Source organism: Actinoplanes sp. CA-131856, from assembly GCF_050956135.1.
GTDB lineage: Bacteria > Actinomycetota > Actinomycetes > Mycobacteriales > Micromonosporaceae > Actinoplanes.
Window position 1 is genome coordinate 5,378,240 of record NZ_CP191849.1, and the last position, 25,839, is coordinate 5,404,078.

Genomic DNA, 25,839 nt, shown 5'->3' on the forward strand with positions numbered 1-25,839 from the left:
GCTTCGGCGCCGCACCCGCTTCCCCGGCACCATCCGCACCTACCCGGCCTTCGTCTGACGTACCTTCGCCTGCCCGGCCCTCGCCTGGCGCAGCTTCGCCTGCCCGACCTTCGCGTAGCGGACCTTCGCCTGCACGACCTTCGTCTGGCGCACCTTCGCCTGCACGACCTTCGCTTGGCGCACCTTCGTCTGGCGCACCGGGGCCGGCCGCGGCTGAGGACTCCGTGGGACTGGCAGCGTCGGCGGAACTCGCGTCCGGCCCCTGCACAGAGCTGGACTGCCCGATCGCCGTCGCGTCCGCGCTATCCGAACCAGCTCCCCCGACCTGTGCCGGCTCCGGCCCACTTTCCCCGGCCCACATTTCCGACATTTCCGTTTTGTCGGATGGGTGCACGCTGTCGGTCCGGTCGTCGGCGGGCCGGCGATCCGGGATGATCGGTTCGGTCATCAGGAAGCCGTCCGCGCTCCGGCCGCCACCCGGTCGGCACGCAGCAGCCGGGCCGTCTGGATCAGATAGAGAGCACCGGCCGCCCAGTAGAGCGCGAGCGCCCACCAGGCCAGCCCCCACCCGACCGCGCCGGCCCAGCCGTTCCACGATGGCACGGCCTCGCCCAGCAGAATGATCGGGAACGCCGCGAGCAGCACAAAGGTGCCCGTCTTCCCGACGTAGTGCACCGGCGGCGGCCCATATCCGTGCCGGCGCAGCACGAGCAGGGCGATGCCCAGCACGACTTCGCGAAGCAGAAGAGCACCGGTCAGCCAGTACGGCACGACGCCGCGGATCGTGAACCCGATCAGCGTCGCCAGAATGTAGAGCCGGTCGGCGAACGGGTCGAGCAGCGTCCCCAGCCGGCTCACCGAGTTCATCCGCCGGGCCACGTAGCCGTCGACCCAGTCGGTCGTCCCCCCGATCGCGATCACGATCACCGCGGCGACATCGTGGTGCGGCCCGAGCAGCAGATAAAGAAAGAGCGGCACCCCGAGCAGCCGGATGAAGCTGATCACGTTGGGGATCGTCCAGATCCGATCGGAGGCAGCGATGGACGGCGCAGGCTGCTGCGACATCGCGGTTTCCTCTCCCCCTCCGGCGCGGGGCACGGCAACGACCCGGCCACACTCCACGCCCAGCCCATCAATGAGCCGACCATGCACCCAGCCGGGGTGCTGTGTCCCCCGAACGCCCGGACCCCCTGCCCGGCCACTCGCCGAGCAACTATAACCAGCCCTACGCTCCCACTCGTGGACCCGTAGCGCGTCGCACAGCGTGTCCGCCATCCTAGGAACCTAGTTCTCCCCCTCGCACGCGGGGGTCGCACGCAAGGGCGGAAGGGCAGAAGAGGGAGGCGTACGCCAGCCGCAGCGCGGGCCAGACCAACAAGAGCACGGCGGAAAGGGCGCGACGCGAACGCTGTCTCGCACGGAGGGAGGGGGCGGCTCGATCGCGGAGGAAGGGCGCGGAGGGAAGACGCGGCGCGAACGCGGAGGTAGGACGGGGCCCGAACGCCGTCTCACGCGGACGCACGGAGGAAAGGCGCGGCCTGACCGCGGAAGGAAGGCGGGGCCCGACCGCGGAGGCAGGGCGGCGCCGAAGCGGAGGGGAGACGCAGCCCGAACGCGGAGGCAGTGATCGCAGGGTGCCGCGCGAGGAGGCGGGCGCCGCGGGTTCGCTGCTGGAGAAGTGCGTCAGAGAGGACGTACCTCGGCCAAGCGTTTGACCGAGAAATCGTCGTCCCAGCAGACGGCGGCCTCCCAGGCGGCCGATGCCTGGGCGGCGATGTCGAGAGTTTCCTCGTCCAGGGAGGCGGCGTTTCCCGGCAGAACCAGGTCGAGGTCGGGGACGTCGATGTGGGACTCGTCCCAGTCGATCAGGCCGACGTGGCTCGCGGTCATGCGGATGTTGCCGGGATTGGGATCGCCGTGCACGACACTGGTCTCGCGGCCGGCCAGGCGCGCCCACGCCGCCCGGCATCGCGCCACGCCCTCGGCCGGCATCGCCCGCAGGTCCACCTTCGTCCCCGAGTCGGCTTGCAGCAGGTCGGTCGACGAACGCCAACCCGGGCGCTGCGGCCAGCCCTTCGTCAAGCGGTGCACCTCGCGCAGCGTGGCCGCCACCCGGCGCCAGTCGTCCTGAGACGCGGGTGGGCCGCCCTCCAGGTACGTCGTCACCACCAGCCCGTCCGCGAAGAACCGGCCGTCCTTGGTCGGGATCGGGACCGGCACTGTCAGCCCTTCACCGGCGAGGAAGCTGAGCAGCCCCGTCTCCCACGCCAGGTCGGCGTCGCTGCGGCGGCCGAGCCGGGCCACCACGCGCCGGCCGCCGGCGCGCACGCTCCACACCTCGTTGGCCACGCCACCGGTCAGCGGCTCGACCCGAACGACGTCGTCGCCCCACTGTGTGAGCGCGTCCCATCCCATCGGCGACACCTTACGGCAGGGCCCGCCGCTCATCCCGTGTGAGCGGCGGGCTCTCCGGCGTACCTCTAATGCCTTCCTCTTCTGGCCCTCACGTAGTCGTCGACCACATAGCGGCCCAGCTCCTCCGCGTCGGGGCTGAAGACGCGGCCGCCGTTGCGTTCGGCCACCGCGGCGACGAAACGCTGGAGGCCCGGGTCCTCGCCGAGCATGAAGAAGTTCAGCGTGGCGCCGAAGCGCGTCAGATGATCGACCTCGTGGATCGTCGCCTGGACCGTCTCAGGCAGCGGCGGCCACCAGAACATGGCCTCCCCGTCCGGCTCCAGATGGGCCGTCGGCTCGCCGTCGGTGACCACCAGCACCACCGGCTCGGATCCGGGATGACGGCGCAGGTGGCGGGCGGCCAGCTTGAGGGCGTGCTGGAGGTTCGTGCCCTTCTCCATGGTCGGGTCGATCGCCGCCAGCTCGCCCTGCGACAGCGCGGCCGCGTGCAGGCCGAATCCGATGATCTGCAGCGAGTCCTGCGGGAACTGGGTCGCGACCAGGTGGGACAGCGCGAGCGCGGTCTGTTTCATCGGGCCCCAGCGCCCGTCGGCGTACATCGAATAGGAAAGATCGACCAGCAGGGCCACCGCCGCCGACGCCCGGCGCTCCGTCTCCGCCACCTCGAAGTCGTCCGGCTCGAGGCGCACCGGCAGCACGCCGACACCGCCCGAGGCGGCCTGGCGGCGGACCGCGTTGCCGATCGTCCGGACCACGTCGAGCGGCTGCTCGTCGCCGAACTCCCAGCGGCGCGACGAGCCGATCAGATCGCCCGCCGCCCCGGCGTCGCGCAGGTCGTGCTGGCCCTGCTTGCGGCCGGACAGATCGTCGAAGACCTTGGCCAGGGCCGTACGCCCGAGCCGGCGCAACGCCTTCGGCGACAGCGTCAGGCCCTCGGCGTCGCGGGTCACCCAGCCCTGACGGCTCAGCTCTCGTTCCAGCTCGCGCAGCCGCCGCACGTCGTCGGCGGCCGAGCGGCCGAGCTGGCGCTCCACCATCTCCACGTCGACGTCGTCGAGGGTGGCTCCCGGATGCTCCTGGCCCAGCTGGTCGAGCAGCTCGTCCAGCTCACCGATCTCGCCCAGGGCGGCCGCCGCGTCGCCGTACCCGAGATCGTTCGGGCCCCGCATCCGCTCGCCGCGACCCCAGTTGAGCCCCGGGCGCAGCGCCCGGAGGTTGTCGGTCAGCTCGGCCATCTGCCCCCGCAGTGGCCCGTCGCCGAGCGCCTGGTCCATCAGGCGCGACAGCTCCTCCTGCTGCTGCGGCGACAGCGAGCGCATCAGCCGCTCGGCCGCCGCGGCCCGCCGGGCCAGGGAGTCGATCAGCTCGTCCATGTCCTTCGGGTTCTCCGGGAAGAACTGGCCGTGCTTGTCCATGAACTGCTGGAACGCGTCGTTCGTGTCCTCGCCGCGGGCATGTTTCTCCAGGAGCTGGTTGAGGTCGGCCACCATTTCCTCGACGCCGGCGAAGTCGCCGTTCTCGAGGGCCTGTTTCATACCGGCGAAGCGCTGCTCGACGACTTCCCGCCGCAGACCGTCGAGGATCTGCTGGTACAGGTCGCGAGCTTCCTGAGATGTCCAGTTGTATTCGGACAATTCCTCCACGGCCCGCGACGTCGACCGGGGCAAATTGTCCAGAACAGCCTCGGCAAAACGCGCTTCGGCGTCATCCCGGCCCCGCAGCGCGTCACGCTCCGTGGCGACGGCTTGATCAAGGAGCTGCTGCGCCCGGGTCACCGCCCCGTCGAGATTGCCCCGCCGCAGGGCATCACGCCGGAGCCTGCGAGCCCGGTCGCGCAGCTCGTCGAGCCCTCGCCCCGACCGGGGCCCCCGGCGCACAAGATCGCGGAGCACGTCGCGCAGGCTGTCGCCCGCCAGCACCCGCTCCCCCACCTCGTCGACGGCGGCCCGCACGTCGTAGGGCGGGGCCAGCGGATCGGGCCCGTCGCGCCACGCCCCGTACCGGAACCTGTTTCCCGCCATGTCAGCTCCCGTAGAGGGTGCGGCCGTCGTCGGTGAGCTCCTTCGCCAGCCGCCGGGTCAGATGGAGCCCCTCGAGGACGAACTCGATGCCCGAGGCGGCCTGCCCCGGCGAGGGCGCGTCGCCCAGCCCGAGCCGGTCGAGAACCTTGGCCAGCCCCGGCACCGGCCCGATCTGCCCGAGCAGCTCCTCGGCGCTGACCAGGTCACCCGTCTCGATGATGGCGCCCTCGGCGACCAGCGACGTGAACCCGGACAGGTCGAGCCCGCCCAGCCGGTCGCGGAACGTCTCGGCCGTGGCCACCCGCAGCAGGTGGGCCAGGACCTCGGTCTCGCGCCCCTCCTCACCGCTCTCGAACTCGACCTTGCCGCGCAGAGTCGAGGTCACCGACGGCGTGTCGCCGATGCGGGCGACCGCCTCTTTCTCGTTGCGGAACCCGGACCGGCGCAGCGCCGAGGCCGCCACCGTCTCGGCCGCCGCGATCGCGAACCGGGCCGAGATGCCCGAGCGGGCGTCCACCGCCGGCGACTCGCGGACCGCGCGGGTGTAGCGGGCCAGCACGTCGATCAGGTGGTCGGGCACGGACGCGACGAGGTCGGCCTCCTGCCGGATCAGCGCCGTCTCGAGCGACAGGTCGACCGGGTAGTGGGTGCGGATCTCGGCGCCGAACCGGTCCTTGAGCGGCGTGATGATCCGGCCCCGGTTGGTGTAGTCCTCCGGGTTGGCCGAGGCCACCAGCAGCAGGTCGAGCGGCAGCCGAAGCTGGTAGCCACGCACCTGGATGTCGCGCTCCTCGAGCACGTTGAGCAGCGACACCTGGATGCGCTCGGCCAGGTCGGGCAGCTCATTGACCGCGAAGATGCCCCGGTTCGTCCGGGGCACGAGACCGAAGTGGATCGTCTCGGGGTCGCCCAGGGCACGCCCCTCGGCCACCTTGATCGGGTCGACGTCGCCGATCAGGTCGCCGACGCTCGTGTCCGGGGTCGCCAGTTTCTCGCCGTACCGCTCGGAGCGGTGCAGCCAGGAAATGGGCAGCAGGTCACCGGTCTCGGCGGCCAGCCGCCGCGAGGCCGGGGTCAGCGGATGGAAGGGATGCTCGTGCAGCTCGGAGCCGGCGATGAACGGCGTCCACTCGTCGAGCAGCCCGATGAGGCCACGGATGAGCCGGGTCTTGCCCTGCCCACGCTCGCCGAGCAGCACCATGTCGTGCCCGGCGAGCAGGGCACGCTCCACCTCGGGCAGCACCGTGTCGTCATAGCCCACGATGCCCGGGAAGCGCGGCGCGCCGGTGCGCAGCCGCTCGAGCAGGTTGTCGCGCAGCTCCTGCTTCACACCGCGGTAGGCATGGCCGGAGGCCCGCAGCTCACCCAGGGTGCGCGGAAGGTCGGAGGGGATCTCGGGCGTGATCGCAACTGGTGCATCTGTCACGGGAAAGACGCTACTCCGACCCTCTGACAAGTTGATGTGACGAAAGATCCAGTTCTTTTGGGGGTACGCCGGGAAGCCCACCCGCAGAACCTGGCGCCACCCGCGGCGCGGCGCGGCCCAGGTGGTGGGTCACGGCCATAGCGCGGCTTTCGCGTGAGGTGGTGGGTCACGGTGGGCCAGACACATACTTTTGGCTCTGGTGCCCGCGGCGGGCGGCGCGGGAGGCTGACCCGCATGACGGAGATCGAGCGGTGGGTGGCGTTCAGCGACGACCCGAAAGGCGGCAACCCGGCCGGCGTCGTGCTCGACGCGACGGCCCTGGACGAGGCAGAGATGCTGCGCGTCGCGGCCGAGGTCGGCTATTCGGAGACGGCGTTCGTGACATCGGATGAGGGCGACGGCCGGAAACGCGTGCGCTATTTCAGTCCGCTGGCCGAGGTCCCGTTCTGCGGCCACGCCACGGTGGCGACAGCGGTGGCCCTGGGCCCCGGCGACCACGTCTTCGTGACGAACGCCGGCGAGGTCCCGGTCAGCGTCACCGGCGACGGCGTGGCCACCCTGACCAGCGTGGCCACGGCGGTGACCCCACTGGAGGCCGACGACGTGGAGGCCCTGCTGGAGGCCCTCGGCTGGTCCGTCGACGAGCTGGACACCCTGCTGCCACCCAAGCTCGCCTACGCGGGCGCCTACCACCCGGTGGTGGCCGCCGCGACCCGCCGCCGCCTGGCCGAGCTCGACTACGACGTGCCCGTCCTGAAGGCCCTGATGGAGTCGAAGGGCTGGACCACCATCCAGCTGATCCACCAGGCCGCCCCCGGCACCTTCGACGTCCGCAACCCGTTCCCGATCGGCGGCGTCTACGAGGACCCGGCCACCGGAGCCGCCGCCGCGGCCTTGGGCGGCTACCTGCGAGCACAGGGCCTGGCCCACGACGGCGACACGATAAGCCTCCGCCAGGGCGACGACATGGGCCGCCCCAGCCGCCTGACCATCGAACTGCACGCAGGCGAGCCAGGCATCCGAGTCCGAGGAAAGGCGGTCCCCATGACCCTCTGACAAACGCCAGACCGCGCGGCGCGCCCTTCAGCGTCTCCAACCAGCAATGCGGCCGACCCGTGGCGCCCAGGCAAGCTCGCGCGTGCCCGACAGTTCTCCCGGCCGGCGACGCGACCGAGCGCCGGCACCCGCGCGTGCGCGCTGAGCGGCGACGTGGCCGCCAGCACGACCGGCTCGCGGCCCGGCCCAACGGCAGGTCGGCCCGACGACACGGCCGATCGGCGGCGCGACTGAGATCGCGGCAGGGTGGCGGCACTGCCCTGCGCCGCCAGCCAGGCCAGTGCGCTGGGCGGCGAGGTGGCTGAGCGCGGCGCGACGGGTCAGCGCTACCGCCCGGACGGCGACGTGCCGGGCGCAGCGGCGGGCGCGGCGGCCTGCTATGGAAGCGCGGCCGAGCGGCGACACAGCGCAGCGACAGCAGCCAGGCCAGCGGGCAGGAAGGCCAGCGGGCAGGAAGGCCAGCGGGCACGGACGGAGAGTGTGCACCCCAGCAGGGGTGGGCGGCCAAGGGCGGCGGCGCGGGCCGGCGGCTTTTGCGGTGGCCGGGCTAGCGGCGGCGTGATCTCGGATCGACGGGTAGCGGGGCGGCGGTGCGGAAAACCGGTTGGGGGGCTCCGTAGGATCTGGGGCGATATGAGCGCGACGATGATTGCCCGCGAGCTTGCTGCGGGGCACGGTGACCGGACGCTGTTCAGTGGGCTTTACCTTGTGGTGGCGCCGGGGGACGTCATCGGGCTGGTCGGGGTCAACGGGGCCGGCAAGACGACGCTTCTCCGGACTCTGGCGGGGATTCTGCCTGTGGAAAGCGGAACGGTGTCCCTCAGCCCGCCCAGCGCGAACGTCGGATATCTGCCGCAGGAAAGGGAGCGGCGCTCCGGTGAGAGCGTGCGGGATTTTCTCGGGCGGCGTACCGGGGTCGGGCCGGCGCAGCTGGCGCTCGACGAAGCCACCGCGGCGCTCACCGAAGGGCGGGCCGGTGCTGATGACGCGTACTCGGCGGCGCTGGAACGGTGGCTTGATCTCGGTGGGGCCGATCTGGACGAGCGGGCGGCTCAGGTTGCGGCCGAGCTCGGGCTTGATGTCGCGCTCGATCATCAGATGACCGCGCTGTCCGGTGGGCAGGCGGCGCGGGCCGGTATGGCTTCGCTGCTTCTGAGCCGTTATGACGTTTTTCTGCTCGATGAGCCTACGAACGACCTCGATCTTGACGGGCTGCGGCGGCTCGAAGAGTTCGTCTCCGGGCTGCGGGCCGGGACCGTGCTGGTCAGCCACGACCGGGAGTTTCTCTCGCGGACCGTGACCAAGGTGCTGGAGCTCGACCTCGCTCAGCAGCGCGTCAACCTGGTCGGCGGCGGCTACACCGCCTATCTGGAGGAGCGGGAGCGGGCCCGGCTGCACGCTCGTGAGCAGTACGAGGAGTACGCCGAGAAGAAGGACGACCTGCTCGAACGGGCTCGCATGCAGCGGGCCTGGATGGAGAAGGGTGTCCGGAACGCGCATCGTAAGGCGCCGGACAACGACAAGATCGGCAAGAAGTACCGGGCCGAGGCCAGTGAGAAGCAGGCGGCCAAGGCCCGGCAGACCGAGAAGCTCATCGAGCGGCTCGACGTGGTCGAGGAGCCCCGCAAGGAGTGGGAGCTGCGGATGGAGATCGCCGCGGCGCCGCGGGCGGGCGCGGTGGTGGCGACCATGCGTGAGGCCGTGGTGCGCCGGGGCGGGTTCACGCTGGGGCCGGTGACGTTGCAGATCGACTGGGCCGACCGGGTGGCCATCACCGGCGCCAACGGGTCGGGCAAGTCGACGCTGCTCGCTGCTCTGCTCGGGCGGCTGCCGCTCGACGAGGGCAGCGCGGCGCTCGGGCCCGGTGTCGTCGTCGGCGAGATCGATCAGGCGCGGGGGCTGTTCCTGGGCGACGAGACGCTGGCCCGGGCGTTCGGTGCGGCGGTTCCCGAGTTCTCCGACGCCGACGTGCGGACGCTGCTGGCGAAGTTCGGGCTCAAGGCCGCGCACGTGCTGCGGCCCGCGGCCACGCTGTCGCCGGGCGAGCGCACGCGGGCGGCGCTGGCGCTTCTCCAGGCGCGCGGGGTCAACCTGCTCGTGCTCGACGAGCCGACCAACCACCTCGATCTGGCCGCCATCGAGCAGCTGGAGTCGGCCCTCAGCTCGTACACCGGAACGCTTCTTCTCGTCACCCACGACCGGCGGATGCTGGAGGCGGTCAGCACCACCCGGCACCTCGAGGTCGCCGCCGGCAAGGTCATCGGCTGACGATCACCCGGACGGCGTCGGCGAACAGGTCGTCGGCGGTGCGGCCGTCGAGCAGGTAGTCGCCGATCGCCGCCACCAGCGTCGGATGGCGTTCGGTGAAGCCGTCCACGTCGAAGGGGCCGGACGGTCTCGGCGACTGCTCGTCCAGCACGTGGCCGATGGTGAACCGCACGACGACCAGCACCGTCAAGCGGGCCTGGCGTAGCGGCACGCCGTGGGTGAAGAGCGTCCGCATGGCGAGCTCGGAGACCCCGGCCAGCGTCTCCGACAGGGTCGCCGTGGAGACGATCCGCGCGCCGTCCGGGTGGGCGATCATCGCGGCCCGGAGCCGCACGGCCACCCCGGCGAGCCAGTCGTCCCACGTCTGCCCCGCGACCGGCCGCGGCAGGTCGTTCAGATCGCTCAGGATCGCCTCGGCCAGGGCGGCGACGAGCGCGGCCTTGTCCTTCACGTACCAGTAGAGCGTGGGCGCGCGTACGCCCAGCCGATCACCCAGCTTCCGCAGCGTCAAGCCGTCGAGGCCGCCCTCGTCGAGCAGCTCCAGCGCCGCCGCGACGACCTTTTCCCTGTCCAGCGCCAACCCTCAACCCTCTCTCTAACATCGTTAGAGCACGCCTCTAACGATGTTAGAGAAGGTCGGCGAGGGCGTCCAGCCGGGCCTGCCAGTAGTCGACGACCGCCACGGCCTTGGTCCTGTCGCCATCGGTCGCGGCCGGGTCGGTCAGCAGGGCCCGGTAGTCGGCGATGGCGGCCGACAGATAGGCGTTCGCGCCCCACAGCTCCAGCTTCAGATGGCGGGCATTCGGGTTGCCGGCCTTGAGGTCGGCCAGGTGGGTCTTGGCCGCCGCCAGCTCGTAGAGGGCGACGTCCCGCTGGGCGAGGGTGGCCTCGGGCGAGGCGAGCAGCCGCCGGTACTCGGCGCCGGCCTCGGCCACACGGGCCTGGGCGTGGGCGATCTCGGCCGGGGCGGCCACGTACACCGGCGCGGGCTCCGCGACCTCGTCCGGCTCCGGGGCCGCCGGCGCGGCCGAGGGAACCGCGACCGGCGTGGTGGCCGGAGGCGCCGATGGGGCGGACGGCACGGAGGAAGAGGAGGCGGAGGACGAAGAAGAAGACGGAGAGGGAGAGGAAGACGGAGAGGGAGAGGAAGAGGCGGCCGGGGTGGCCACGATGGCCGTCGTCGCGGCGGCGAGGGAGGCGTCCTCACCCGGGAAGAGCACGCCGACCACGGGCAGGTTGCACGAAGCCTGGGCGACCCGGGCCCGGCTCTCGATGTCGTCGTCGAGGGCGAGCGCGGCCTGGACCGTCTCGGCGGTGGCGTCCTGGGCCGCGAGGGCCTGGCGCTTCCGCTCGTCGGCGGCGAGGCCCTTGACGGCGTGGCGCAGGTCGCTGTGCAGCAGGAGCAGGCCCGCGTGCCGGTCGAAGCCGTCCTTCACGCTGTCGTAGCCCTCGCCGGCGACGCCGATGCCGCTGATGTGGTCGCAGGTCGCCTGGGTGGCGTACGTGTCGGCCAGGAACGCTCCGGCGCCGGTCACGGCCAGCGTCACGGCGGCCACCGTCAGCCCGGCCCGGTGCCACGCCGGGCGTGGGCCCCGCGTGAGCGCGCCCGGCGCCCGTACCTGATCCCGCTCTGCTGCCACGTTCTCTCCCCCGGCCGTCCCCCTGTCGGACACTCCTTGTCGGCACCGGGGCCCAGCGACTTGAGGAAGCGGAGGTCAGGCCGTGATGGTCCGGGCCAGGCGGAAGCCGACGTCGTCGACGCGGAAGGAGGGGTGGCTGCGGCGGCGTACGGAGGCCCGGCAGCTCCAGTGCTCGTCGAACCAGCCGCCGCCGCGCAGGACGCGGTAGGTGCCGTAGACCGACGGGTCGTACAGGTCCCAGCACCAGTTCCAGACGTTGCCGATCATGTCGAACAGGCCCCAGGCGTTCGCCGCCCGGGTGCCGACCTCGTGCGCCTTGCCACCTGAATTGTCCCGGTACCACGCGATGTCGGCGAGGTCGCCGTAGCGGGGGCCGTCGGTGCCGGCGCGGCAGGCGAACTCCCACTCCGCCTCGGTCGGCAGCCGGTAGCCGCCGGCCGAACGATCCCATGCCACGTCGTCACCGTCGATGCCGTACGCCGGGGTCAGCCCTTCCAGCGACGAGCGCTCGTTGCAGAAGCGCACCGCGTCGAGCCACGACACCTCGGCCGCGGGAAGGCGGGAGCCGGGGACCGAACCGTACTCGTCCTCGGTCACCGGCAGGGCCGCGATCGCGAAGGGGGCCAGATCGACCTGCCATTGGCGCCGGGTACGCCGGTCGGCCAGCACGACCCGGCCCGCCGGGAGCCGGATCACCCGTCGAGCCGGTTCAGCGGAACCACCGCCCGGTGGGCCGGTATGCCCGCGGCCGGCCAGGCCACCAGCAGGTCGAGGGCCTCGGCGCTGGCCACCGCGAACTCCTCGGTGGCGTGGAAGGTGCCGGCCCCGCCGCTGTAGCCGCCCTCGTAGGCGCGCAGCGGGAACGCCGAGGCGCCGTGCAGCAGGGCCACCGTGGGCCGCAGCCGCACGAAGTCGTCGCCGGGCAGCTCGACCTGTTCGAGCCGGGTCGCCGCCTCGCCCCGGGCCAGGCTCTCCACCTCCAGAGCCAGGATCGGGCCGGAGCGGGTCACCCGGGACAGCACGATCACGGCGTCGCGGTCGCGGACCAGCACGCACGGGTCGGCGGCGAGGCGGCCGGCCTCGATCCGCGGGGAGCCCGGGTCGCCCAGCAGCGGCGGCTCGGGCAGCACCGACGTGTCGCCGGCCGGGGCCGTCCCGGCCGCCAGCGTGGCCACCGGGGTCGCCTCCCACACCGAGAACGTGCCCCGCTGCACGGCGGCCCGTCCGGGCAGGGCCAGGCTGATCACCGCTTCCGGAAATCCGATCTCGGGCCAGGCCAGCACCAGGTCGACGTGGTCGAAGACGGGCGGCAGCACCACCGTGGTGCGCACCTCGACGTAGCGCCCCGAGTAGACCGACGTCGACCCGTAAACCCACTGGGCCCGGCCCGACGGGCCGAGCAGGCCGACCCGCAGGTGCATGCCCTCGTCGTACTCGGGCAGCAGCACCCGCGGCGCCGTCACCCCGGCCGGGCCGGGGCGCAGCTCGCCCCACTCGTCCAGCCCGGGTGGCTCGTCGCCGGGCTCGGCCGGGTGGCGGGCGGCCAGCCGGATCTCCAGGCCGGTCGGCCGGGAGACGATCAAGGACACGCCGACGCTCAACTCGGGACGGTCGACCAGCAGGCCGCCGGGGTGGGCGACGACGCCGAGGGTTTCGCTCACCACCATGGCGACCAATCTAGTGGCACAGTACGACGGTGTTCACGCAGCGTCCGGCTTGGGCGGAAGCGCCCGTGTCGCTACGGCAAAAGGTGACTTCGATCTCCGGCGCACCGGCGGTGAGCAGCCGCGACGTGCACGGAGGGATGACACCGGGCCCGGCCGCGATCCTCGGCCTGTCCGACGGCCGGGAGATCTTCGTGAAGGCCGTGCCGGTCTCCGCCACGGGCTCCTGCCGCGCGTACCGGCGCGAGGCGGTCGTCCTGGCGGCACTGCCGGCGGCCGCGCCCGCGCCGAAGCTGATCGGCACGGCCGAGGTCGACGGCTGGTTCGCGCTGATCATGTCGCGGGTCGAGGGTGTGCCGGCCGGGCCGCCGTGGGACGACCGGGGCGCCGGGCTGGTCGCCGCCGCCTGCGCCGAGATCGGGAGCCTGCCCGCGCCGGCCGGGGTGCCGCGGATCGGCGAGCTGTTGACGGACCTGGACGGCTGGGATCGGGCCGGAGACCTCGACGAATGGGAGCGGGAGCACGCGCCCCGGCTGGCTCGGCTGGCCCACGGGTGGCCGGAGTGGACGGCCGGGGCGTCATTGGTCCATCAGGACGTGCGAGCGGACAACGCCCTGGTCGGCCCGCGGGCGGCGACGCTGGTGGACTGGAGCTTCGGCTGTGCCGGGGCGTCGTGGCTGGACGGTGCGCGGCTGGCGGCGGACGTGATCGCCGGCGGGCACCGGGACGGGCCCGCTGCGGCGCTGCGGGTGGCCGAGGAGACGTTGTGGGGACTGCCCGAGGGGGCGTCGCGGTTCGTGGCGGCGCTGGCCGGGATGTGGCGCTACCGGTCGGCGCTGCCGCCGCTCGCCGGACTGCCGACGCTGCGGTGCTGGCAGGCGGCCCGGGCCCGGGCGCTGCGGCCGCTGCTGGAACGGCTGGCTGGATGACCACCTCTATAACGGGGTATAGGTGCCCCGGGAGGATTGATGTCGGTGAAGGCGTGGCGACTGTTCGCGGTCGTGATCGTGGTGATGCTCGCGGCATGCGCGTTTCCGTCCCTGGAGGACGATCCGGCCCCGCAGCGGGCGTCGGGCACGGTGACAAATGCTTTGAAGGACGTCGAACGGTTCTGGGGTGAGAAGTTCCCCGGCCTGGCCGGCGGGCAGGCGTTCCAGCCGATCAAGGGCGGCTATCACCCCTACACCGAGAGCGATCCGCCGCCGGCCTGCGGCGGGCAGCAGGCGGACTATTCGCCGAACGCGTTCTACTGCCCCGATCAGGACTTCATCGCCTGGGACGCGCAGACGCTCATTCCATCGCTGGAGGCCGATTACGGCCCGGTGCTGGTCGGTGTGGTGATGGCGCACGAATACGGGCACGCCATCCAGGCCCGGATCGGTCCGGACAACCAGCAGACCGTGGTCCTCGAACAGCAGGCCGACTGCTACGCCGGTGCATGGCTGGCCGACGTGCTCGCGGGACGGTCGAAGGCGTTCAAGAAGCTGACCGCGGAGCAATTGGACACCACGGTCGCGGGGCTTCTTCTGCTGCGCGATCAGCCGGGCACGCCGGCCGAGGCCGAAGGAGCGCACGGCAACGCTTTCGACCGCATCCGGGCCCTCCAGGAGGGCGTCGAGGACGGCGCCGGTCAGTGCGCGCGATACCGGGCGAGCAATCTGCCGGTGACCGAGGTGCCGTTCAGCACCCAGGAGGAGGCGGCCACGGGCGGCGACCTGCCGTACGACGAGGCGGTCCAGTCGCTGGCGGCCGACGCTCAGGGCTACTGGCAGCGGACATATCCGCAGCTCACCGGCGAGCAGTGGCCGCAACTACAGGTGCAGGCGTTCGAGGCCGGCTCGCCGCCGGCCTGCGAGCGGCCGGACGCGTCGGCCGGCGGCGCCGCCTTCTACTGCCCGGACGGCGACTTCGCGGCGTTCGACACGACCGACCTGGGCCCGCAGCTGCACTCGAAGATCGGCGACTACGCGGTCGGGATGCTGCTGGGCGACCTGTTCGCGCGGGCGGCGCAGGACCGGCGCGGCGCCGAGACCCGGGACCGGGCCGGTCAGCTAGCGGTCGACTGCCTGGCCGGGTCGTGGACGAACGACGTGCTCACCCGTGAAGACCGGAAGTCGCTGCGCCTGTCGCCGGGCGATCTCGACGAGGCGGTGTCGGCGCTGCTGGCGTTCGGCCGGGCCTCGGACGGCAGCGGGCCGACGGCGTTCGACCGGATCGCTGCCTATCGCTCGGGAGTGCTGGAGGGGCTGTCCGCCTGCCGTGCCTAAGATTCCGGGGTGCCGGAGATCGTCGAACTGCTCGCCTCGCCCGTTCACCGCTTCGAGGGGCGGCCCGCGGACGGCCCGGCGCCGGCCCCGCCGGGCGAGCTGGTCCCGTTCGTCGAGATCCGCAAGGGCCTGGGGATCGTGGGTGACCGCTACTTCGGCAAGCCGGCCCACCGCGACGCGAGCGTGACGGTGATCAGCCAGGAGTGGCTGCCGCAAGGCAGAGGCCTGGCCGAGGTACGCCGGAACGTGCTCATCGCGGGCCTGATCGTGGACGATCTGATCGGTCAGGTGCTGACGCTCGACTCGGGTGACGGGCCGGTGCGGCTGAAGGTCAACCGCAGGGCGCACCCCTGCGCGTGGATGGACGTGGCCGTGGGGCCGGGCGCGTGGAAGGCGCTGCGGGGCAAGGGCGGCATCCGGTGTGAGCCCCTCGATGACGGGATCCTGCGACTCGGCCCGGTGACCGTCAGCTGATCGCCTCGACGAAGGCGGTCAACTGCCGCGCCACCACCTCCGGGTCGCAGTCCCGGCGGATCTCGATCATGACCGCTTGCACCGCCGGCTCCCGGCCGTAGTACTTCAGCGGCACATAGCAACCCGCGAACGGGGAGTTGAGCGACATTTCAGGAAATGTCGCTTTTGCGGCGGCGGCGAGCGCGGGTGGGGTGTGGAAATCATCCGTGCCGACACATATCGGCGGGCGCGGGCCGTCGCCGTGCAGCTCGTAGGGCAACGCCACCACCGGGTACGAATGGACGTCCACGATGATCGCCCGGCCGGTCGCCGCGAGCCGCTCCCCCACGAGATCGGTCATTCCCGAGGCGTACGGCTGGAAATGCTCCTCGATGAACCGGCGATCCCGATCCGGATCGCTGCTCCGCAACCGCCGCCCCGCGTAGCCGTGCGTATAGACGGCCCCCATGCCCACCGCGAGCATCTCCTCGCGCTCGTCGGGGAACCGCTCCGGATCGACCACCAGCCGCGACCAGCGGTTCCGGAACTCCCAGACCCCCGGCACACCGGCCGCGATCTCCGCCGTGTGCGCGTCGGTGAGATGGTCCAGCTCCTCGGCCAGCTCGCCGTCGTCCAGCAGGATCGACGCCCGCGCCTCCGCCGTCAGCGCGCGCGAGGCATGCGGCACGTGCAGGATCACCGGCGACGCCGGATCACCGGGCCGGATGTCGAAGATCAAGGACCTCTCCCGCCGTACGCCCGGAAGGTGTTCCCCACCCTCCGGGCGCAACGCTACGTCAGGCCAGGGCCGAGCAGACGGTGTTGATCAGCAGGCGGGTGACGACGTACGGGTCGCAGTTGGCGTTCGGGCGGCGGTCCTCGATGTAGCCCTTGCCGTCCTTCTCGACCTGCCACGGGATGCGCACCGAGGCGGCCCGGTCCGAGACGCCGTAGCTGTACTCGCTCCACGGAGCCGTCTCGTGCATGCCGGTGAGCCGGTGCTGGATGTCGGCGCCGTAGCCGGCGATGTGCTCGGCGACCTTGCCGTCCTTGCCGAGCGACTCGGCCGCCGTGATGATCGCGTCGTAGTTCTCACGCATGGCCGCGGTGGAGAAGTTGGTGTGCGCGCCGGCGCCGTTCCAGTCGCCCTTGACCGGCTTGGGGTCGAGGGTGGCGCTGACGTTGAAGTCCTCGGCGATGCGGTAGAGCAGCCAGCGGGCCACCCACAGCTCGTCGGCGACCTGCGGTGCGGCCACCGGGCCGATCTGGAACTCCCACTGCCCGGGCATGACCTCGGCGTTGATGCCGCTCAGGTGCAGGCCGGCCTCGAGGCACAGGTCCATGTGCTTCTCGACGATGTCGCGGCCGAACACCTCGTCGGCGCCGACGCCGCAGTAGTAGCCACCCTGCGGGGCGGGGAAGCCGCCGCCGAGCGGGAAGCCGAGCGGGCGGCCGTCCTGGAAGAAGGTGTACTCCTGCTCGATGCCGAAGATCGGCTCCTGGTCGGCGAACTTGGCGGCGACCTCGGCGCACTCGGCGCGGGTGTTCGTCGGGTGCGGCCGGCCGTCGATCAGCAGCACCTCGCACAGGACCAGCTTGTTGTCGCCGCCGCGGATCGGGTCGGGGCAGACGAAGACCGGCTTGAGCACGCAGTCCGACTTGTCGCCGGGCGCCTGGTTCGTGCTGGAGCCGTCGAAGCCCCAGATCGGCAGGTCGGCGCCGTCCTCGACGATCTTCGTCTTCGACCGGAGCTTGGCGGTCGGCTCGGTGCCGTCGATCCAGATGTACTCAGCCTTGAACGGCATTCACTCGCTCCTTGGGACATAAGGGGGAACGACGGGCGATGCTACCGAGCGGTGATCACCTTGAGCGCCTCCCGACGGTGAGAGGATCAACACCGTCCGCGTTAACAGCGCGGAAATAACGGTGCGTATCGCAGCCGCGTGCCCGTTGCAGGGGTTTTGGCGAATTTCGCCCCACTTAGTGAGTCCGGATCTACCGTTGTTCCGTCGGTCCTGGTTCTAGGGGGAAGTGCGATGCCCGATCGCGGTGGATTCGCGACCACGATTGACCGCAAGCCGCTCACGGCGTATTTCGCCGACCGGAGCCTGCTGGCCAAGACGATCGCGGCCGCCGTCTGCATGGCGGTGGTGGCCATCGCGGTCACTGTCATCTCGATCAACCGGATGGCCACCCTCGGTGACGATCTCAAGGTCATGAAGGCGCAGCACGTCGACAGCCTTCAGCAGGTCGCGAACATCCGCGGCGGGCTCGCGGTGATGTTCCGCGGCATGGTGCAGGTCTCCAGCGCCAAGACCGACGCCGCGCGGGCGAGCGGCCGCACGACCATCGAGACCGGGGACAAGACGGCCGACGACGCGCTCGAGGCCTATGCCGCCGCCACCACCGGGTCGGCCACCCGCACCGCCGTGCTGTCCGAGTTCAGCGACGCGCTCGAGCACTACCGGGCGCTGCGCGACTACGCCTTCTTCGGCGAGGCGATCCCCGCGAAGTTCGACACACCGGCCCCGGCCGACCTGCTCACCGCGTTCAACGAGACCGAGGCCACCATGACCTCGGACATCGAGAAGCTCCAGGAGACCGAGGACGCCGAGGCGGACGCGATGGCGACCGCGGGCGAGAACGCCTACAAGAGCGCCCGCACGGTCACCCTGATCGGCCTGGCCATCGGCCTGCTGCTCGCGCTCGCGGTCTGCGTCGGGGTGATCCGCCTCATCCGGCCGCAGCTGGCCACGGTCTCCAAGGCGCTGGACGCGGTGGCCGAGGGCGACCTGACGGTCGCGGCCGAGGTGCGTTCGCACGACGAGCTGGGCGCCATGGCGTACGCCGTCAATCGCGCCCGCGACGGCCTCCGGCAGACGGTCGACGACCTCAACCACGGCGCGGCCACCCTCGGCGAGGGCACGCAGCGGCTCGCGAGCATCAGCACCCGGCTCGCCGAGGGCGCCCGCGAGGCCGCCGAACAGGCCAACGTCGTGGCCAACAGCGCCGGCGACGTCTCGACCAGCGTGCAGTCGGTGGCCGCGGGCAGCGACGAGATGGGCGTCTCGATCCGCGAGATCGCCGAGAACGCCAACAACGCGGCCCAGGTCGCGGCCCGCGCGGTCGGCGTCGCCCAGAACACCAACGACACCGTGGCCAAGCTCGGCACCTCCTCCGAGGAGATCGGCAACGTGGTCAAGGTGATCACCCAGATCGCCGAGCAGACCAACCTGCTCGCGCTGAACGCGACGATCGAGGCGGCCCGCGCGGGCGAGGCCGGCAAGGGCTTCGCCGTGGTGGCGACCGAGGTCAAGGACCTCGCCCAGGAGACCGCGAAGGCCACCGAGGACATCTCGCGGCGGGTCGAGGCCATTCAGGACGACACGTCGAGCGCCGTCGACGCGATCGGCGAGATCTCCCGGATCATCTCGGAGATCAACGACTACCAGGTCACCATCGCCTCGGCGGTCGAGGAGCAGACGGCCACCACCAACGAGATGAGCCGCAGCATCGGCGACGCCGCCAGCGGCAGCTCGAACATCGCCGGCAACATCAACGTGGTGGCCGAGTCCGTACAAGCACAGACCAGCGCGCTCACCGAGGCCGACGCCTCGGTGACCGAGCTGTCCCGCGTTTCCGACGAGCTCCGTTCGGTAGTGGCTCGTTTCCGCGTCTGAGAGGCATCGATGGGCGTGCTCGGCAACATCAAGATCGGCGTACGGCTGGGTGGCGCGTTCACCGGCGTGTGCCTGTGCATGGTCATCGCGCTCGGGATCGGCCTGTGGGGGCAGAACTCGGCCGAGAACGCGACCGAGAGGCTGGCCGACGCCGCCGGCGCGAGGGCGGACGCCCTCACGGCGAAGTTCCGCACGGCCGACTTCAACGGCTGGCAGACCGGGTACGCCTTCGACACCGTGCGCGGGGTGGAGAACGCCACCTCCGACACGGTCGGGCAGCGCAAGAACTTCCTCGCCTCCACCGCCGCCTTCGCCGAGGATCTCAAAGTGCTGCGCGCGGACGGCCTCACCGCCGAGGAGGAGGCCGCCGTCGCCGCCGCCGAGGAGGCGTTCACCCAGTTCATGGCGGTCGACGAGCAGATCATCGCGCTCTACCGCCAGGGCACGGCGAGCGCCACCAAGCAGGCCGGCACGCTGGTGGCCGGATCCGCGCTGGAGTGGATGGACAAGATCATCAGCGCCATCGACGACCTCACGGCGCTGACCGCCACCGCCGCCGCCGACGCCAAGACCGAGGCCAACGACGCGGCCGACACGGCCCGGACGTTCATGGTCGTGGCCGGCGCCCTGGCCCTGGTGCTGGCCGGGCTGCTCGCGGTGCTGGTCACCCGCAGCATCACCCGGCCGCTCAGCGCCACCGTCGAGACGCTGCGCTCGGTCGCGAACAAGAACCTGACCGTGCGGGCGCCGGAGACCGGCCGGGACGAGCTGGCCACCATGGGCCGGGCCGTGAACAGCACGCTGGACGTGCTGATCACCGCCTTCCACCGGATCAGCGACCACAGTCGTACCCTGGCCGGGGCCTCGCACGAGCTCACCGCGGCCTCGGGCCGCATCTCCGACGCCGCCGCCGGCGCGTCCGAGCAGTCGGACCGGGTCGCCTCGGCCGCCGAGGAGGTCTCGCACAGTGTGCAGACCGTGGCCGCCGGCACCGAGGAGATGAACGCGGCCATCCGCGAGATCTCGGGCAGCGCCAGTCAGGCGGCCGGGGTGGCGGCCAGCGGCGTCGACAGCGCCCGCGAGGCCGGCGAGACCATCGGGCAGCTCGGCCGCTCCAGCGCCGAGATCGGCGAGGTGGTCAAGCTGATCACCTCGATCGCCGAGCAGACCAACCTGCTCGCGCTGAACGCGACGATCGAGGCGGCCCGCGCGGGCGAGGCCGGCAAGGGCTTCGCGGTGGTGGCCTCCGAGGTCAAGGACCTGGCCCAGGAGACGGCGAAGGCGACCGAGGACATCTCGCGCCGGGTGACGGCCATCCAGCACGACACCACGGCCGCGATCGGCGCCATCGACCGGATCACCGGCATCATCGGCGAGGTCAACGAGCATTCGACGACGATCGCGGCGGCCGTCGAGGAGCAGACGGCGACCACCGCCGAGATGGGTCGCAACATCACCGAGGCCGCGACCGGCTCGGGCGAGATCGCCGAGGGCGTCTCCGGGGTCGCGACCTCGGCCCAGGTGACCAAGGACGGCGTGGCCGAGGCCCAGGAGACGGCGGAGAACCTCGAGTTGATGTCCCGCGAGCTCCAGGAGATCGTCGACCAGTTCCAGATCAGGACTGGAGCTGCTTCCGGACGCTGATCAGCGTCCGGTGGTGCCCGGCGATCATGGGCGCGGCGTCCTGGGCGAGCTTGACCACGCTCGGCTCGGACCCGTCCTTGATCTGGCGCCGCCCGTCGGACACGGCCGTCTGGTGGGCGAGGAGCTGGGTGAGGACGTAGACGATGTCGAAGCGGGCCGGGTCGTACGTCTCGTACTGCGCGACGCGGCTGCGCTGGGCGGCGTTCGGCTCGGCCGGCAGCCCCACGCCCAGCCGCTGGGCGGTCGCGGTCAGCACCCGGTCCATCTCCGTGTGCTCGCGGACCATGCGGGTGGCCAGGGCGCGGACCTCGGGCACGGTGGCCCGCGTCTCGGCGACGCGGCCCCCGGCAATCTCGAACAGATGGGACTCGTGCGCGGCGTACAGGAAACTCAGGTCCTGAAGGCTCGGCGCGGCGACGGCCGGTTGCGCCGGCGCCACCAGCAGCCCCGCCGCAGCGGCCACGGCGGTCAGATACTTTAACATTTCGGTCCTTTCGGGCGTCGTTGTCAGCTGCCCAATTTTCCCGTTTCGCGGGGATTCATGCGTACGGAAATAGGCGGACGGCCCCGGCGGTTGGCAGCGACGTGAAGAAGAAGATCGGTTTCCTGTCCTTCGGCCACTGGCGCGACGCCGCGGGCTCGCAGACCCGCACCGGGGCCGACGCCCTGCTCCAGACCATCGAGCTGGCCGAGGCGGCCGAGGAGCTGGGCGTCGACGGCGCGTTCGTCCGGGTGCACCACTTCGAGCGCCAGCTGGCCTCGCCGTTCCCGCTGCTGGCGGCGATCGGCGCCCGCACCAGGCGCATCGAGATCGGCACCGGCGTCATCGACATGCGCTACGAGAACCCGCTCTACATGGCCGAGGAGGCCGCGGCGGCCGACCTGATCAGCGGCGGGCGGCTGCAGCTCGGCGTCTCGCGGGGATCCCCGGAGACCGCCCTGAACGGCGCCCACGAGTTCGGCTACATCCCGCCCGAGGGCACGACGGCGGCCGACCTGGCCCGCTCGAAGACGGAGTACTTCCTGTCGGCGATCTCCGGCGAGGCCGTCGCCCGCACCGATCCAGCCCGCACCGGCGGCGTCAGCGGCGGCCTGGCCATCCAGCCCCAGTCCCCCGGCCTGCGCGACCGGATCTGGTGGGGCGCCGGCACCCGGGCCACCGCGCAGTGGGCGGCCCAGCTCGGCGTGAACCTGCAGAGCTCCACCCTGCTCTCGGAGGACACCGGGGTGCCGTTCGACGAGTTGCAGGCCGAACAGATCGCCCTCTACCGCGAGGCGTGGGAGCAGGCCGGCCACAGCCGCGAGCCGCGCGTGTCGATCTCCCGGAGCGTCCTGCCGATCACCGAGGACATCGACCGGGTCTACTTCGGCCGCCAGGACCAGGGCGACCAGGTGGGGCTGCTGGAGGGGGTCCGGTCACGCTTCGGCCGCACGTACGCCGGTGAGCCCGACCGGATCGCGGCCGAGCTCGCGGCGGACGCGGCCGTGCAGGCGGCCGACACGATCCTGTTCACCGTGCCGAACCAGCTGGGTGTCGCCTACAACGCCCGCATCCTGGAGACGATCACCAAGCACATCGCCCCCGCCATCGGCTGGACCACGGGCTGAGCGGTCGCGGTCTACGGTGGGCGGATGACCGTCGAGTACATCCGGTACCACGTCCCCGGCGACACCGGCGAGTTCGAGCGGGCGGCGCGCTCCCTGGCGAGCGCGCCGCAGTGCGCCGACTACGAGGTGAGCCGCGACACCGGCGATCCCGACACCTATCTCCTGCGGATCACGTGGACGTCGGCCGCCGACCGTCCCAGGGTTTCACCGGCCGACCTGCTCCCCGGTTTCCCGCCCGTCGGCGGGCCGCGCCTCTACGAGCCGACCGGGCTCCGCGGTCCCGGCGGTTCGGTTCCGAGCCTGTACGACTGGGCCGGCGGCACCGCGGCGTTCGAGCGCCTGACCAGCCGCTTCTATGAACTGGTGGCCGCCGACGACCTGATCGGCCCGCTGTTCGCCCACATGGACCCGGCCCATCCGCGCTGGGTGGCCATGTGGCTGTCGGAGGTTTTCGGCGGCCCGGCCCGCTACACCGCCGACCGGGGCGGCTACGCCCACATGCTCGCCCACCACGTGGGCAAGGGCATCACCGAGCCGCAGCGCCGCCGCTGGGTGAGCCTGCTGACCGACGCCGCCGACGAGGTGGGGCTGCCGGCCGATCCCGAGTTCCGGGCCGCTTTCATGTCCTACATCGAGTGGGGCACCCGCCTGGCCGTGGCCAATTCCCAGCCCGGCGCGACCCCGCCGGAGCGGGCCCCGGTGCCGCGCTGGGGCTGGGGCGTGGCGCCGCCGTACAAGGGTTAAGCCCTTCCCCAAAGGTCGTACGGGCGTGGCCCGGGCCGGAATCCGTGCGCCTCGGCCATCTGCGCGGCGTCGGCGAAGCCATGCCCCACGAACTCGGGAAAGTGGGCGTCGCTGCCGAAGGTGACGGCGTCCCCGCCCTCCTCGTGCCACCAGCGCAGGATCGTGGAGTGCAGCGGGATCCGGGTATTGATCTCCAGCGCCCGCCCCGACTCGGCGGTGGCCCGCAGCGCGTACCGGAACTCCTCCTCGAACTCCGAGGGCTCGAAGTGCCCCGGCCACGACCGAACCGGATAGTCGACATGAGCCAGCACCGCGAACGGCGAGTCGGTGCGGGCCATGACCGCGACCGCTTCGAGATATTCCCGCATCACACTGGCCGGCTCCCGATGCGGATAGATCCCCCACGGCTCGGCGTAGACCCCGTTGTCCGGGAGGGCGTGCAGCGACCCGAGCAGCCGGTCGAACGGCCCCGCCGCGAGCACCCGCCCCACGGCCTCGGCGTGCCAGTGCGGCTCACCCATCTCCAGCCCGCTGAGAATCCGCAGCTCCGGAAACCGTTCCCGGCATCGCTCGACCGCCGCCAGATATCCCACGGCGTCGAAGCGGGGCGGCGTCAGAATCCCTTCCGAGTCGGCGGTCTCGAGCAGAACATCGAGGGCGTACGGCCCTTCGAGCTCGATACGCCACACGGTGTGGTCCATGTGCTCGGTGAAGGCCACAGCCGGCAACCCGATCTCAAGGGCGCGGGCACAGGTGGCCTCCATGTCCCCGCCGGTGGCGTCCCAGGACCATTCACTGTGGACGTGGCTGTCCGCCGGAAGCACCATCACAGCTGCCGAAGAACGGCGACGACACGGCCGAGCACAACAGCCTCGTCGCCTGGCACGTGCCTCGCGGGCCTGGACCGGGCCGCCCACACCTGCCGTTCGAACACCCGCACCACAGCCTCCCCCTCCACCGTCACGGCGACGATCTCACCGGCCTGAGCACCGGACTGCCGCCGCACAACCACGAGATCACCGCCCCGGATCCCCGAGCCGGCCATCACATCATCGCGGACCCGCACCATGAAGTGCTCCCCTTCACCGACGACAGCCCGGGGAAGCGCAAGCCACCCGTCCCGGGCCACCGGCCCGAAGAACCGCCCACCAACCTCACCCGAACACGCCCCGTCGCCGCGGACCACCCCACCGCCAGGACCCCCGTCCCCGCCGATTCCCGCGGCCCCGCCCCGGCCGTCCGCGGTCGAGCCACCCGTGCCCACCTCGCCGGCGCAGGTCGCACCATCGCTCGCACGACCCACCTCGGCCCCACCAACGCAGGCTGCGGCAGCGCCCGCGCCACTCGCGGTGGCACCGCCGACACAGGCCCGGGCGACCCTCGCGCCGCCCGCATCTGTCGCACCAAAGCCGATCCCGCTGGCGCCAGGCCCGTCATCGCAGGGCACGGCCGGGATCGCGCCGGTCCGGCCCGGAAGCGGGTCGGCCGGAGTCGTGCGCTCGGCGGCCGGGGGCGTTGCGAATGGCGTTGCTGGTCGACGTGCCCCCGATGAGGGACGTTCGCCGTCGCGGGACGCCGGCAGTGGCTCTCCGGGACCGGCGGACCGGCGCGGGCGGTCGGTGAGGAGCGCTCGGCCGGCTCGGCGGTGGAGGTGTCCCTTGCGTTCCAACTGGGTCAGTTGATAGGCGACGCTGGAGGACGAGGTCAGGCCGACCGCTTCGCCGATCTCGCGGATGGTGGGCGGGTAGCCGTGCCGGCCGGTCCACTCGCGGAGGAAGGACAGGATGCGGTGCTGGCGGGCGGTCAGGTCGTCGTGCCGTGCGGACTGCATCAGGTGGTGGTCACCTCCCTACGGGCGTCGGCCGCCGCTACGGCGGCGCGCGTGGACTCCCGCTCGCGGGCGTGCCAGGGGCCGGAACTGGTCATAGGGATCTCGGTCATGAATCGGCGCTCCGGCTCGGGGATGTGGGACACCAGGAAGTCAGGGTCGGTGGCCGCCGTCTCGTAGAGGGCTGGCCCGTCCGCGTAGAACAGGTCGGCCACGACGAGGTGGCCGTCGGCGGCGCGCATGACGTTCGACGGGTTGGTGTCGAGCGGGCCACACCACGGCAGTGCGCGCCGTGCCCGCTCGTGGACCAGCCGGACGACACGGACCAGCTCGGCGACCTGCGGGGCCCCGGCCGCGATCGCCTCGTGGAACGCCGCCGCCTCGTCCCCGGGCACCGCCTCGAGCCACTCCATGAGCTGGAGGTCACCGCCACCGGCCAGCCGGCGATGGTCGAACAGCATGGGCACCTGCCCGGTGTGGGCGGCCTCCCGGTAGAGCGCCGCCGCATAGGGCCCGGTGGGGTCGAACGGGCTGATGCGCGCGGCCGTCGTCCCGTCCGGTGATCGCAGGGCGATCGCCCAGTCGCCGGCACCGCACGGCGTCCACCCGGCCGCGCGCAGCGCCCGCTCCGCCTCGCGATGGTCGGCGCCCTCGGCGACGAGACCCCGCACCTGCCCCGCCACCACGCCGGCCGAGCCCGTCACCGCCCACCTCCGCGCAGGTCACGCACTGCAGAAAGCCGCACCGGCGAGGCAGAGAGGGGCCGAAGGAATGGCCCAAGGAAATCAGACCGCCCGAACAGGACAGCGCGGCCGGCGTGCCCGGACCGCCGGCGGAAAATCGACAGGAAGCGCCCCAGCAAGGAGCGAGGAAGCCGCCCAGGGAACTCTCGTGACAACCCCGCGGAAAACTGCGGCGCCACGGCCCGTGGGGGTCGCACGGGCCGGGACGCGCTGCCGATCTGCGTCATGGGGCGACCCTAGACCGGGGGTATGACACTTTTGGACGGTCATCGGCGGCGGGCGGCCACGATCAGGGCCACGACCAGCCCGATCACGACGATCAGGCAGACCAGCAGATGCAGGGGCTTGATGGCGAGCATCGCGACACCGTACCGAAAAGGGA

The 25,839-nt window shown here is 71.8% G+C and carries 24 protein-coding genes and 1 pseudogene; 9 read left to right on the plus strand and 16 right to left on the minus strand.

The features are described 5' to 3' along the window. Positions 1-39: 39 nt before the first annotated feature. From ACQP2X_RS24945 to ACQP2X_RS24965, 5 genes are all read right to left on the minus strand, one after another. Positions 40-183, minus strand: coding sequence for a hypothetical protein (locus tag ACQP2X_RS24945; RefSeq protein WP_498701378.1), 144 nt, complete (start codon positions 181-183; stop codon positions 40-42). A gap of 264 nt (positions 184-447) precedes the next feature. Further along, positions 448-1,065, minus strand: a complete 618-nt coding sequence (clsA, locus tag ACQP2X_RS24950) for a cardiolipin synthase ClsA (RefSeq protein ID WP_498661290.1) — start codon at positions 1,063-1,065, stop codon at positions 448-450. Between the two features lie 618 nt (positions 1,066-1,683). Further along, positions 1,684-2,415 carry a phosphotransferase enzyme family protein gene (locus tag ACQP2X_RS24955; RefSeq protein ID WP_498700714.1) on the minus strand — a complete coding sequence of 244 codons (732 nt, stop codon included), beginning with the start codon at positions 2,413-2,415 and terminating at the stop codon, positions 1,684-1,686. A 65-nt stretch (positions 2,416-2,480) separates the two neighbouring features. Next, positions 2,481-4,436, minus strand: coding sequence for a vWA domain-containing protein (locus tag ACQP2X_RS24960; protein ID WP_498700715.1), 1,956 nt, complete (start codon positions 4,434-4,436; stop codon positions 2,481-2,483). 1 nt (position 4,437) lies between these two features. Beyond that, positions 4,438-5,862, minus strand: a complete 1,425-nt coding sequence (locus tag ACQP2X_RS24965) for a sigma 54-interacting transcriptional regulator (protein ID WP_498700717.1) — start codon at positions 5,860-5,862, stop codon at positions 4,438-4,440. Between the two features lie 234 nt (positions 5,863-6,096). Here ACQP2X_RS24965 and ACQP2X_RS24970 point away from each other — a divergent pair, with 234 nt between their 5' ends. Next, positions 6,097-6,918: a PhzF family phenazine biosynthesis protein gene (locus ACQP2X_RS24970; protein ID WP_498700718.1), complete on the plus strand. Its 822-nt coding sequence runs from the start codon at positions 6,097-6,099 to the stop codon at positions 6,916-6,918. A gap of 633 nt (positions 6,919-7,551) precedes the next feature. After that, the gene (locus ACQP2X_RS24975; RefSeq protein WP_498700720.1) at positions 7,552-9,186 is read left to right on the plus strand and encodes an ABC-F family ATP-binding cassette domain-containing protein; all 1,635 of its coding nucleotides are present in this window, start codon (positions 7,552-7,554) and stop codon (positions 9,184-9,186) included. On the opposite strand, the gene ACQP2X_RS24980 is transcribed toward ACQP2X_RS24975, so the two are convergent. The 4 genes from ACQP2X_RS24980 to ACQP2X_RS24995 all read right to left on the minus strand — a co-directional run bounded on the left by ACQP2X_RS24980 (position 9,176) and on the right by ACQP2X_RS24995 (position 12,493). Continuing rightward, a complete protein-coding gene (locus ACQP2X_RS24980) occupies positions 9,176-9,766 on the minus strand; it encodes a TetR/AcrR family transcriptional regulator C-terminal domain-containing protein (protein WP_498700722.1) in 591 nt (196 codons plus the stop codon). The two genes, ACQP2X_RS24975 and ACQP2X_RS24980, sit on opposite strands and share 11 nt — an antisense overlap. Positions 9,767-9,812: 46 nt before the next feature. Next, positions 9,813-10,826 (minus strand): hypothetical protein, encoded by a 1,014-nt coding sequence (locus ACQP2X_RS24985; protein WP_498700724.1) that lies wholly within the window; start codon positions 10,824-10,826, stop codon positions 9,813-9,815. Between the two features lie 75 nt (positions 10,827-10,901). Then, complete coding sequence (locus ACQP2X_RS24990; RefSeq protein ID WP_498700725.1) at positions 10,902-11,522, minus strand: formylglycine-generating enzyme family protein; 621 nt, start codon at positions 11,520-11,522, stop codon at positions 10,902-10,904. Further along, positions 11,519-12,493 carry a hypothetical protein gene (locus ACQP2X_RS24995; protein ID WP_498700727.1) on the minus strand — a complete coding sequence of 325 codons (975 nt, stop codon included), beginning with the start codon at positions 12,491-12,493 and terminating at the stop codon, positions 11,519-11,521. Before ACQP2X_RS24995 ends, ACQP2X_RS24990 begins: the two co-directional genes overlap by 4 nt. 83 nt (positions 12,494-12,576) lie before the next feature. On the opposite strand from ACQP2X_RS24995, the gene ACQP2X_RS25000 reads away from it, so the two are divergent. The 3 genes from ACQP2X_RS25000 to ACQP2X_RS25010 are packed head-to-tail and all read left to right on the plus strand — an operon-like array spanning position 12,577 to position 15,231. Further along, positions 12,577-13,419 (plus strand): phosphotransferase family protein, encoded by an 843-nt coding sequence (locus tag ACQP2X_RS25000; RefSeq protein WP_498700729.1) that lies wholly within the window; start codon positions 12,577-12,579, stop codon positions 13,417-13,419. Between the two features lie 39 nt (positions 13,420-13,458). Continuing rightward, a complete protein-coding gene (locus ACQP2X_RS25005) occupies positions 13,459-14,757 on the plus strand; it encodes a neutral zinc metallopeptidase (protein WP_498700731.1) in 1,299 nt (432 codons plus the stop codon). Between the two features lie 9 nt (positions 14,758-14,766). Beyond that, positions 14,767-15,231, plus strand: a complete 465-nt coding sequence (locus ACQP2X_RS25010; RefSeq protein WP_498700732.1) for a molybdenum cofactor biosysynthesis protein — start codon at positions 14,767-14,769, stop codon at positions 15,229-15,231. On the opposite strand, the gene ACQP2X_RS25015 is transcribed toward ACQP2X_RS25010, so the two are convergent. Beyond that, the gene (locus ACQP2X_RS25015) at positions 15,224-15,949 is read right to left on the minus strand and encodes an N-formylglutamate amidohydrolase (RefSeq protein WP_498700733.1); all 726 of its coding nucleotides are present in this window, start codon (positions 15,947-15,949) and stop codon (positions 15,224-15,226) included. The genes ACQP2X_RS25010 and ACQP2X_RS25015 overlap by 8 nt on opposite strands. A 58-nt stretch (positions 15,950-16,007) precedes the next feature. Then, positions 16,008-17,015 (minus strand): glutamine synthetase, encoded by a 1,008-nt coding sequence (glnII, locus tag ACQP2X_RS25020; protein ID WP_498700735.1) that lies wholly within the window; start codon positions 17,013-17,015, stop codon positions 16,008-16,010. Positions 17,016-17,246: 231 nt separating this feature from the next. Here glnII and ACQP2X_RS25025 point away from each other — a divergent pair, with 231 nt between their 5' ends. Together ACQP2X_RS25025 and ACQP2X_RS25030 are read left to right on the plus strand one after the other, a co-directional pair. After that, entirely contained in the window at positions 17,247-18,890 is a 1,644-nt protein-coding gene (locus tag ACQP2X_RS25025) for a methyl-accepting chemotaxis protein (RefSeq protein WP_498700737.1), read from the plus strand. Between the two features lie 9 nt (positions 18,891-18,899). Next, positions 18,900-20,534, plus strand: a complete 1,635-nt coding sequence (locus tag ACQP2X_RS25030) for a methyl-accepting chemotaxis protein (protein WP_498700739.1) — start codon at positions 18,900-18,902, stop codon at positions 20,532-20,534. Here ACQP2X_RS25030 and ACQP2X_RS25035 read toward each other — a convergent pair. Continuing rightward, positions 20,506-21,018: a DUF4142 domain-containing protein gene (locus ACQP2X_RS25035; RefSeq protein ID WP_498700740.1), complete on the minus strand. Its 513-nt coding sequence runs from the start codon at positions 21,016-21,018 to the stop codon at positions 20,506-20,508. The genes ACQP2X_RS25030 and ACQP2X_RS25035 overlap by 29 nt on opposite strands. Positions 21,019-21,119: 101 nt before the next feature. Here ACQP2X_RS25035 and ACQP2X_RS25040 point away from each other — a divergent pair, with 101 nt between their 5' ends. Then, a complete protein-coding gene (locus tag ACQP2X_RS25040; RefSeq protein ID WP_498700742.1) occupies positions 21,120-22,142 on the plus strand; it encodes an LLM class flavin-dependent oxidoreductase in 1,023 nt (340 codons plus the stop codon). Between the two features lie 24 nt (positions 22,143-22,166). Continuing rightward, entirely contained in the window at positions 22,167-22,886 is a 720-nt protein-coding gene (locus ACQP2X_RS25045) for a group II truncated hemoglobin (protein WP_498700745.1), read from the plus strand. On the opposite strand, the gene ACQP2X_RS25050 is transcribed toward ACQP2X_RS25045, so the two are convergent. The 4 genes and pseudogenes from ACQP2X_RS25050 to ACQP2X_RS25065 all read right to left on the minus strand — a co-directional run bounded on the left by ACQP2X_RS25050 (position 22,883) and on the right by ACQP2X_RS25065 (position 25,418). Next, positions 22,883-23,713 carry a PHP domain-containing protein gene (locus tag ACQP2X_RS25050; protein WP_498700747.1) on the minus strand — a complete coding sequence of 277 codons (831 nt, stop codon included), beginning with the start codon at positions 23,711-23,713 and terminating at the stop codon, positions 22,883-22,885. The genes ACQP2X_RS25045 and ACQP2X_RS25050 overlap by 4 nt on opposite strands. Next, entirely contained in the window at positions 23,713-23,955 is a 243-nt protein-coding gene (locus ACQP2X_RS25055; RefSeq protein ID WP_498701030.1) for a LexA family protein, read from the minus strand. The genes ACQP2X_RS25050 and ACQP2X_RS25055 overlap by 1 nt, the downstream gene beginning before the upstream one ends. A gap of 528 nt (positions 23,956-24,483) precedes the next feature. Beyond that, a pseudogene (locus tag ACQP2X_RS25060) lies at positions 24,484-24,696 on the minus strand (LexA family protein); the annotation flags it as partial. A 20-nt stretch (positions 24,697-24,716) separates the two neighbouring features. Next, complete coding sequence (locus ACQP2X_RS25065; RefSeq protein WP_498700749.1) at positions 24,717-25,418, minus strand: hypothetical protein; 702 nt, start codon at positions 25,416-25,418, stop codon at positions 24,717-24,719. Between the last annotated feature and the right edge of the window lie 421 nt (positions 25,419-25,839).

Excerpts from the sequence above, each read along its gene's own strand:
- ACQP2X_RS25055 (WP_498701030.1), bottom strand. The coding sequence starts at position 23,955 with ATGGTGCGGGTCCGCGATGATGTGATGGCCGGCTCGGGGATCCGGGGC.
- ACQP2X_RS25035 (WP_498700740.1), bottom strand. The coding sequence starts at position 21,018 with ATGTTAAAGTATCTGACCGCCGTGGCCGCTGCGGCGGGGCTGCTGGTG.
- ACQP2X_RS25030 (WP_498700739.1), top strand. The coding sequence starts at position 18,900 with ATGGGCGTGCTCGGCAACATCAAGATCGGCGTACGGCTGGGTGGCGCG.
- ACQP2X_RS24995 (WP_498700727.1), bottom strand. The coding sequence starts at position 12,493 with ATGGTGGTGAGCGAAACCCTCGGCGTCGTCGCCCACCCCGGCGGCCTG.
- ACQP2X_RS24970 (WP_498700718.1), top strand. The coding sequence starts at position 6,097 with ATGACGGAGATCGAGCGGTGGGTGGCGTTCAGCGACGACCCGAAAGGC.
- ACQP2X_RS24975 (WP_498700720.1), top strand. The coding sequence starts at position 7,552 with ATGAGCGCGACGATGATTGCCCGCGAGCTTGCTGCGGGGCACGGTGAC.
- ACQP2X_RS25025 (WP_498700737.1), top strand. The coding sequence starts at position 17,247 with ATGCCCGATCGCGGTGGATTCGCGACCACGATTGACCGCAAGCCGCTC.
- ACQP2X_RS25050 (WP_498700747.1), bottom strand. The coding sequence starts at position 23,713 with ATGGTGCTTCCGGCGGACAGCCACGTCCACAGTGAATGGTCCTGGGAC.
- ACQP2X_RS24960 (WP_498700715.1), bottom strand. The coding sequence starts at position 4,436 with ATGGCGGGAAACAGGTTCCGGTACGGGGCGTGGCGCGACGGGCCCGAT.
- ACQP2X_RS24955 (WP_498700714.1), bottom strand. The coding sequence starts at position 2,415 with ATGGGATGGGACGCGCTCACACAGTGGGGCGACGACGTCGTTCGGGTC.
- clsA (WP_498661290.1), bottom strand. The coding sequence starts at position 1,065 with ATGTCGCAGCAGCCTGCGCCGTCCATCGCTGCCTCCGATCGGATCTGG.
- ACQP2X_RS25005 (WP_498700731.1), top strand. The coding sequence starts at position 13,459 with ATGTCGGTGAAGGCGTGGCGACTGTTCGCGGTCGTGATCGTGGTGATG.
- glnII (WP_498700735.1), bottom strand. The coding sequence starts at position 17,015 with ATGCCGTTCAAGGCTGAGTACATCTGGATCGACGGCACCGAGCCGACC.
- ACQP2X_RS25045 (WP_498700745.1), top strand. The coding sequence starts at position 22,167 with ATGACCGTCGAGTACATCCGGTACCACGTCCCCGGCGACACCGGCGAG.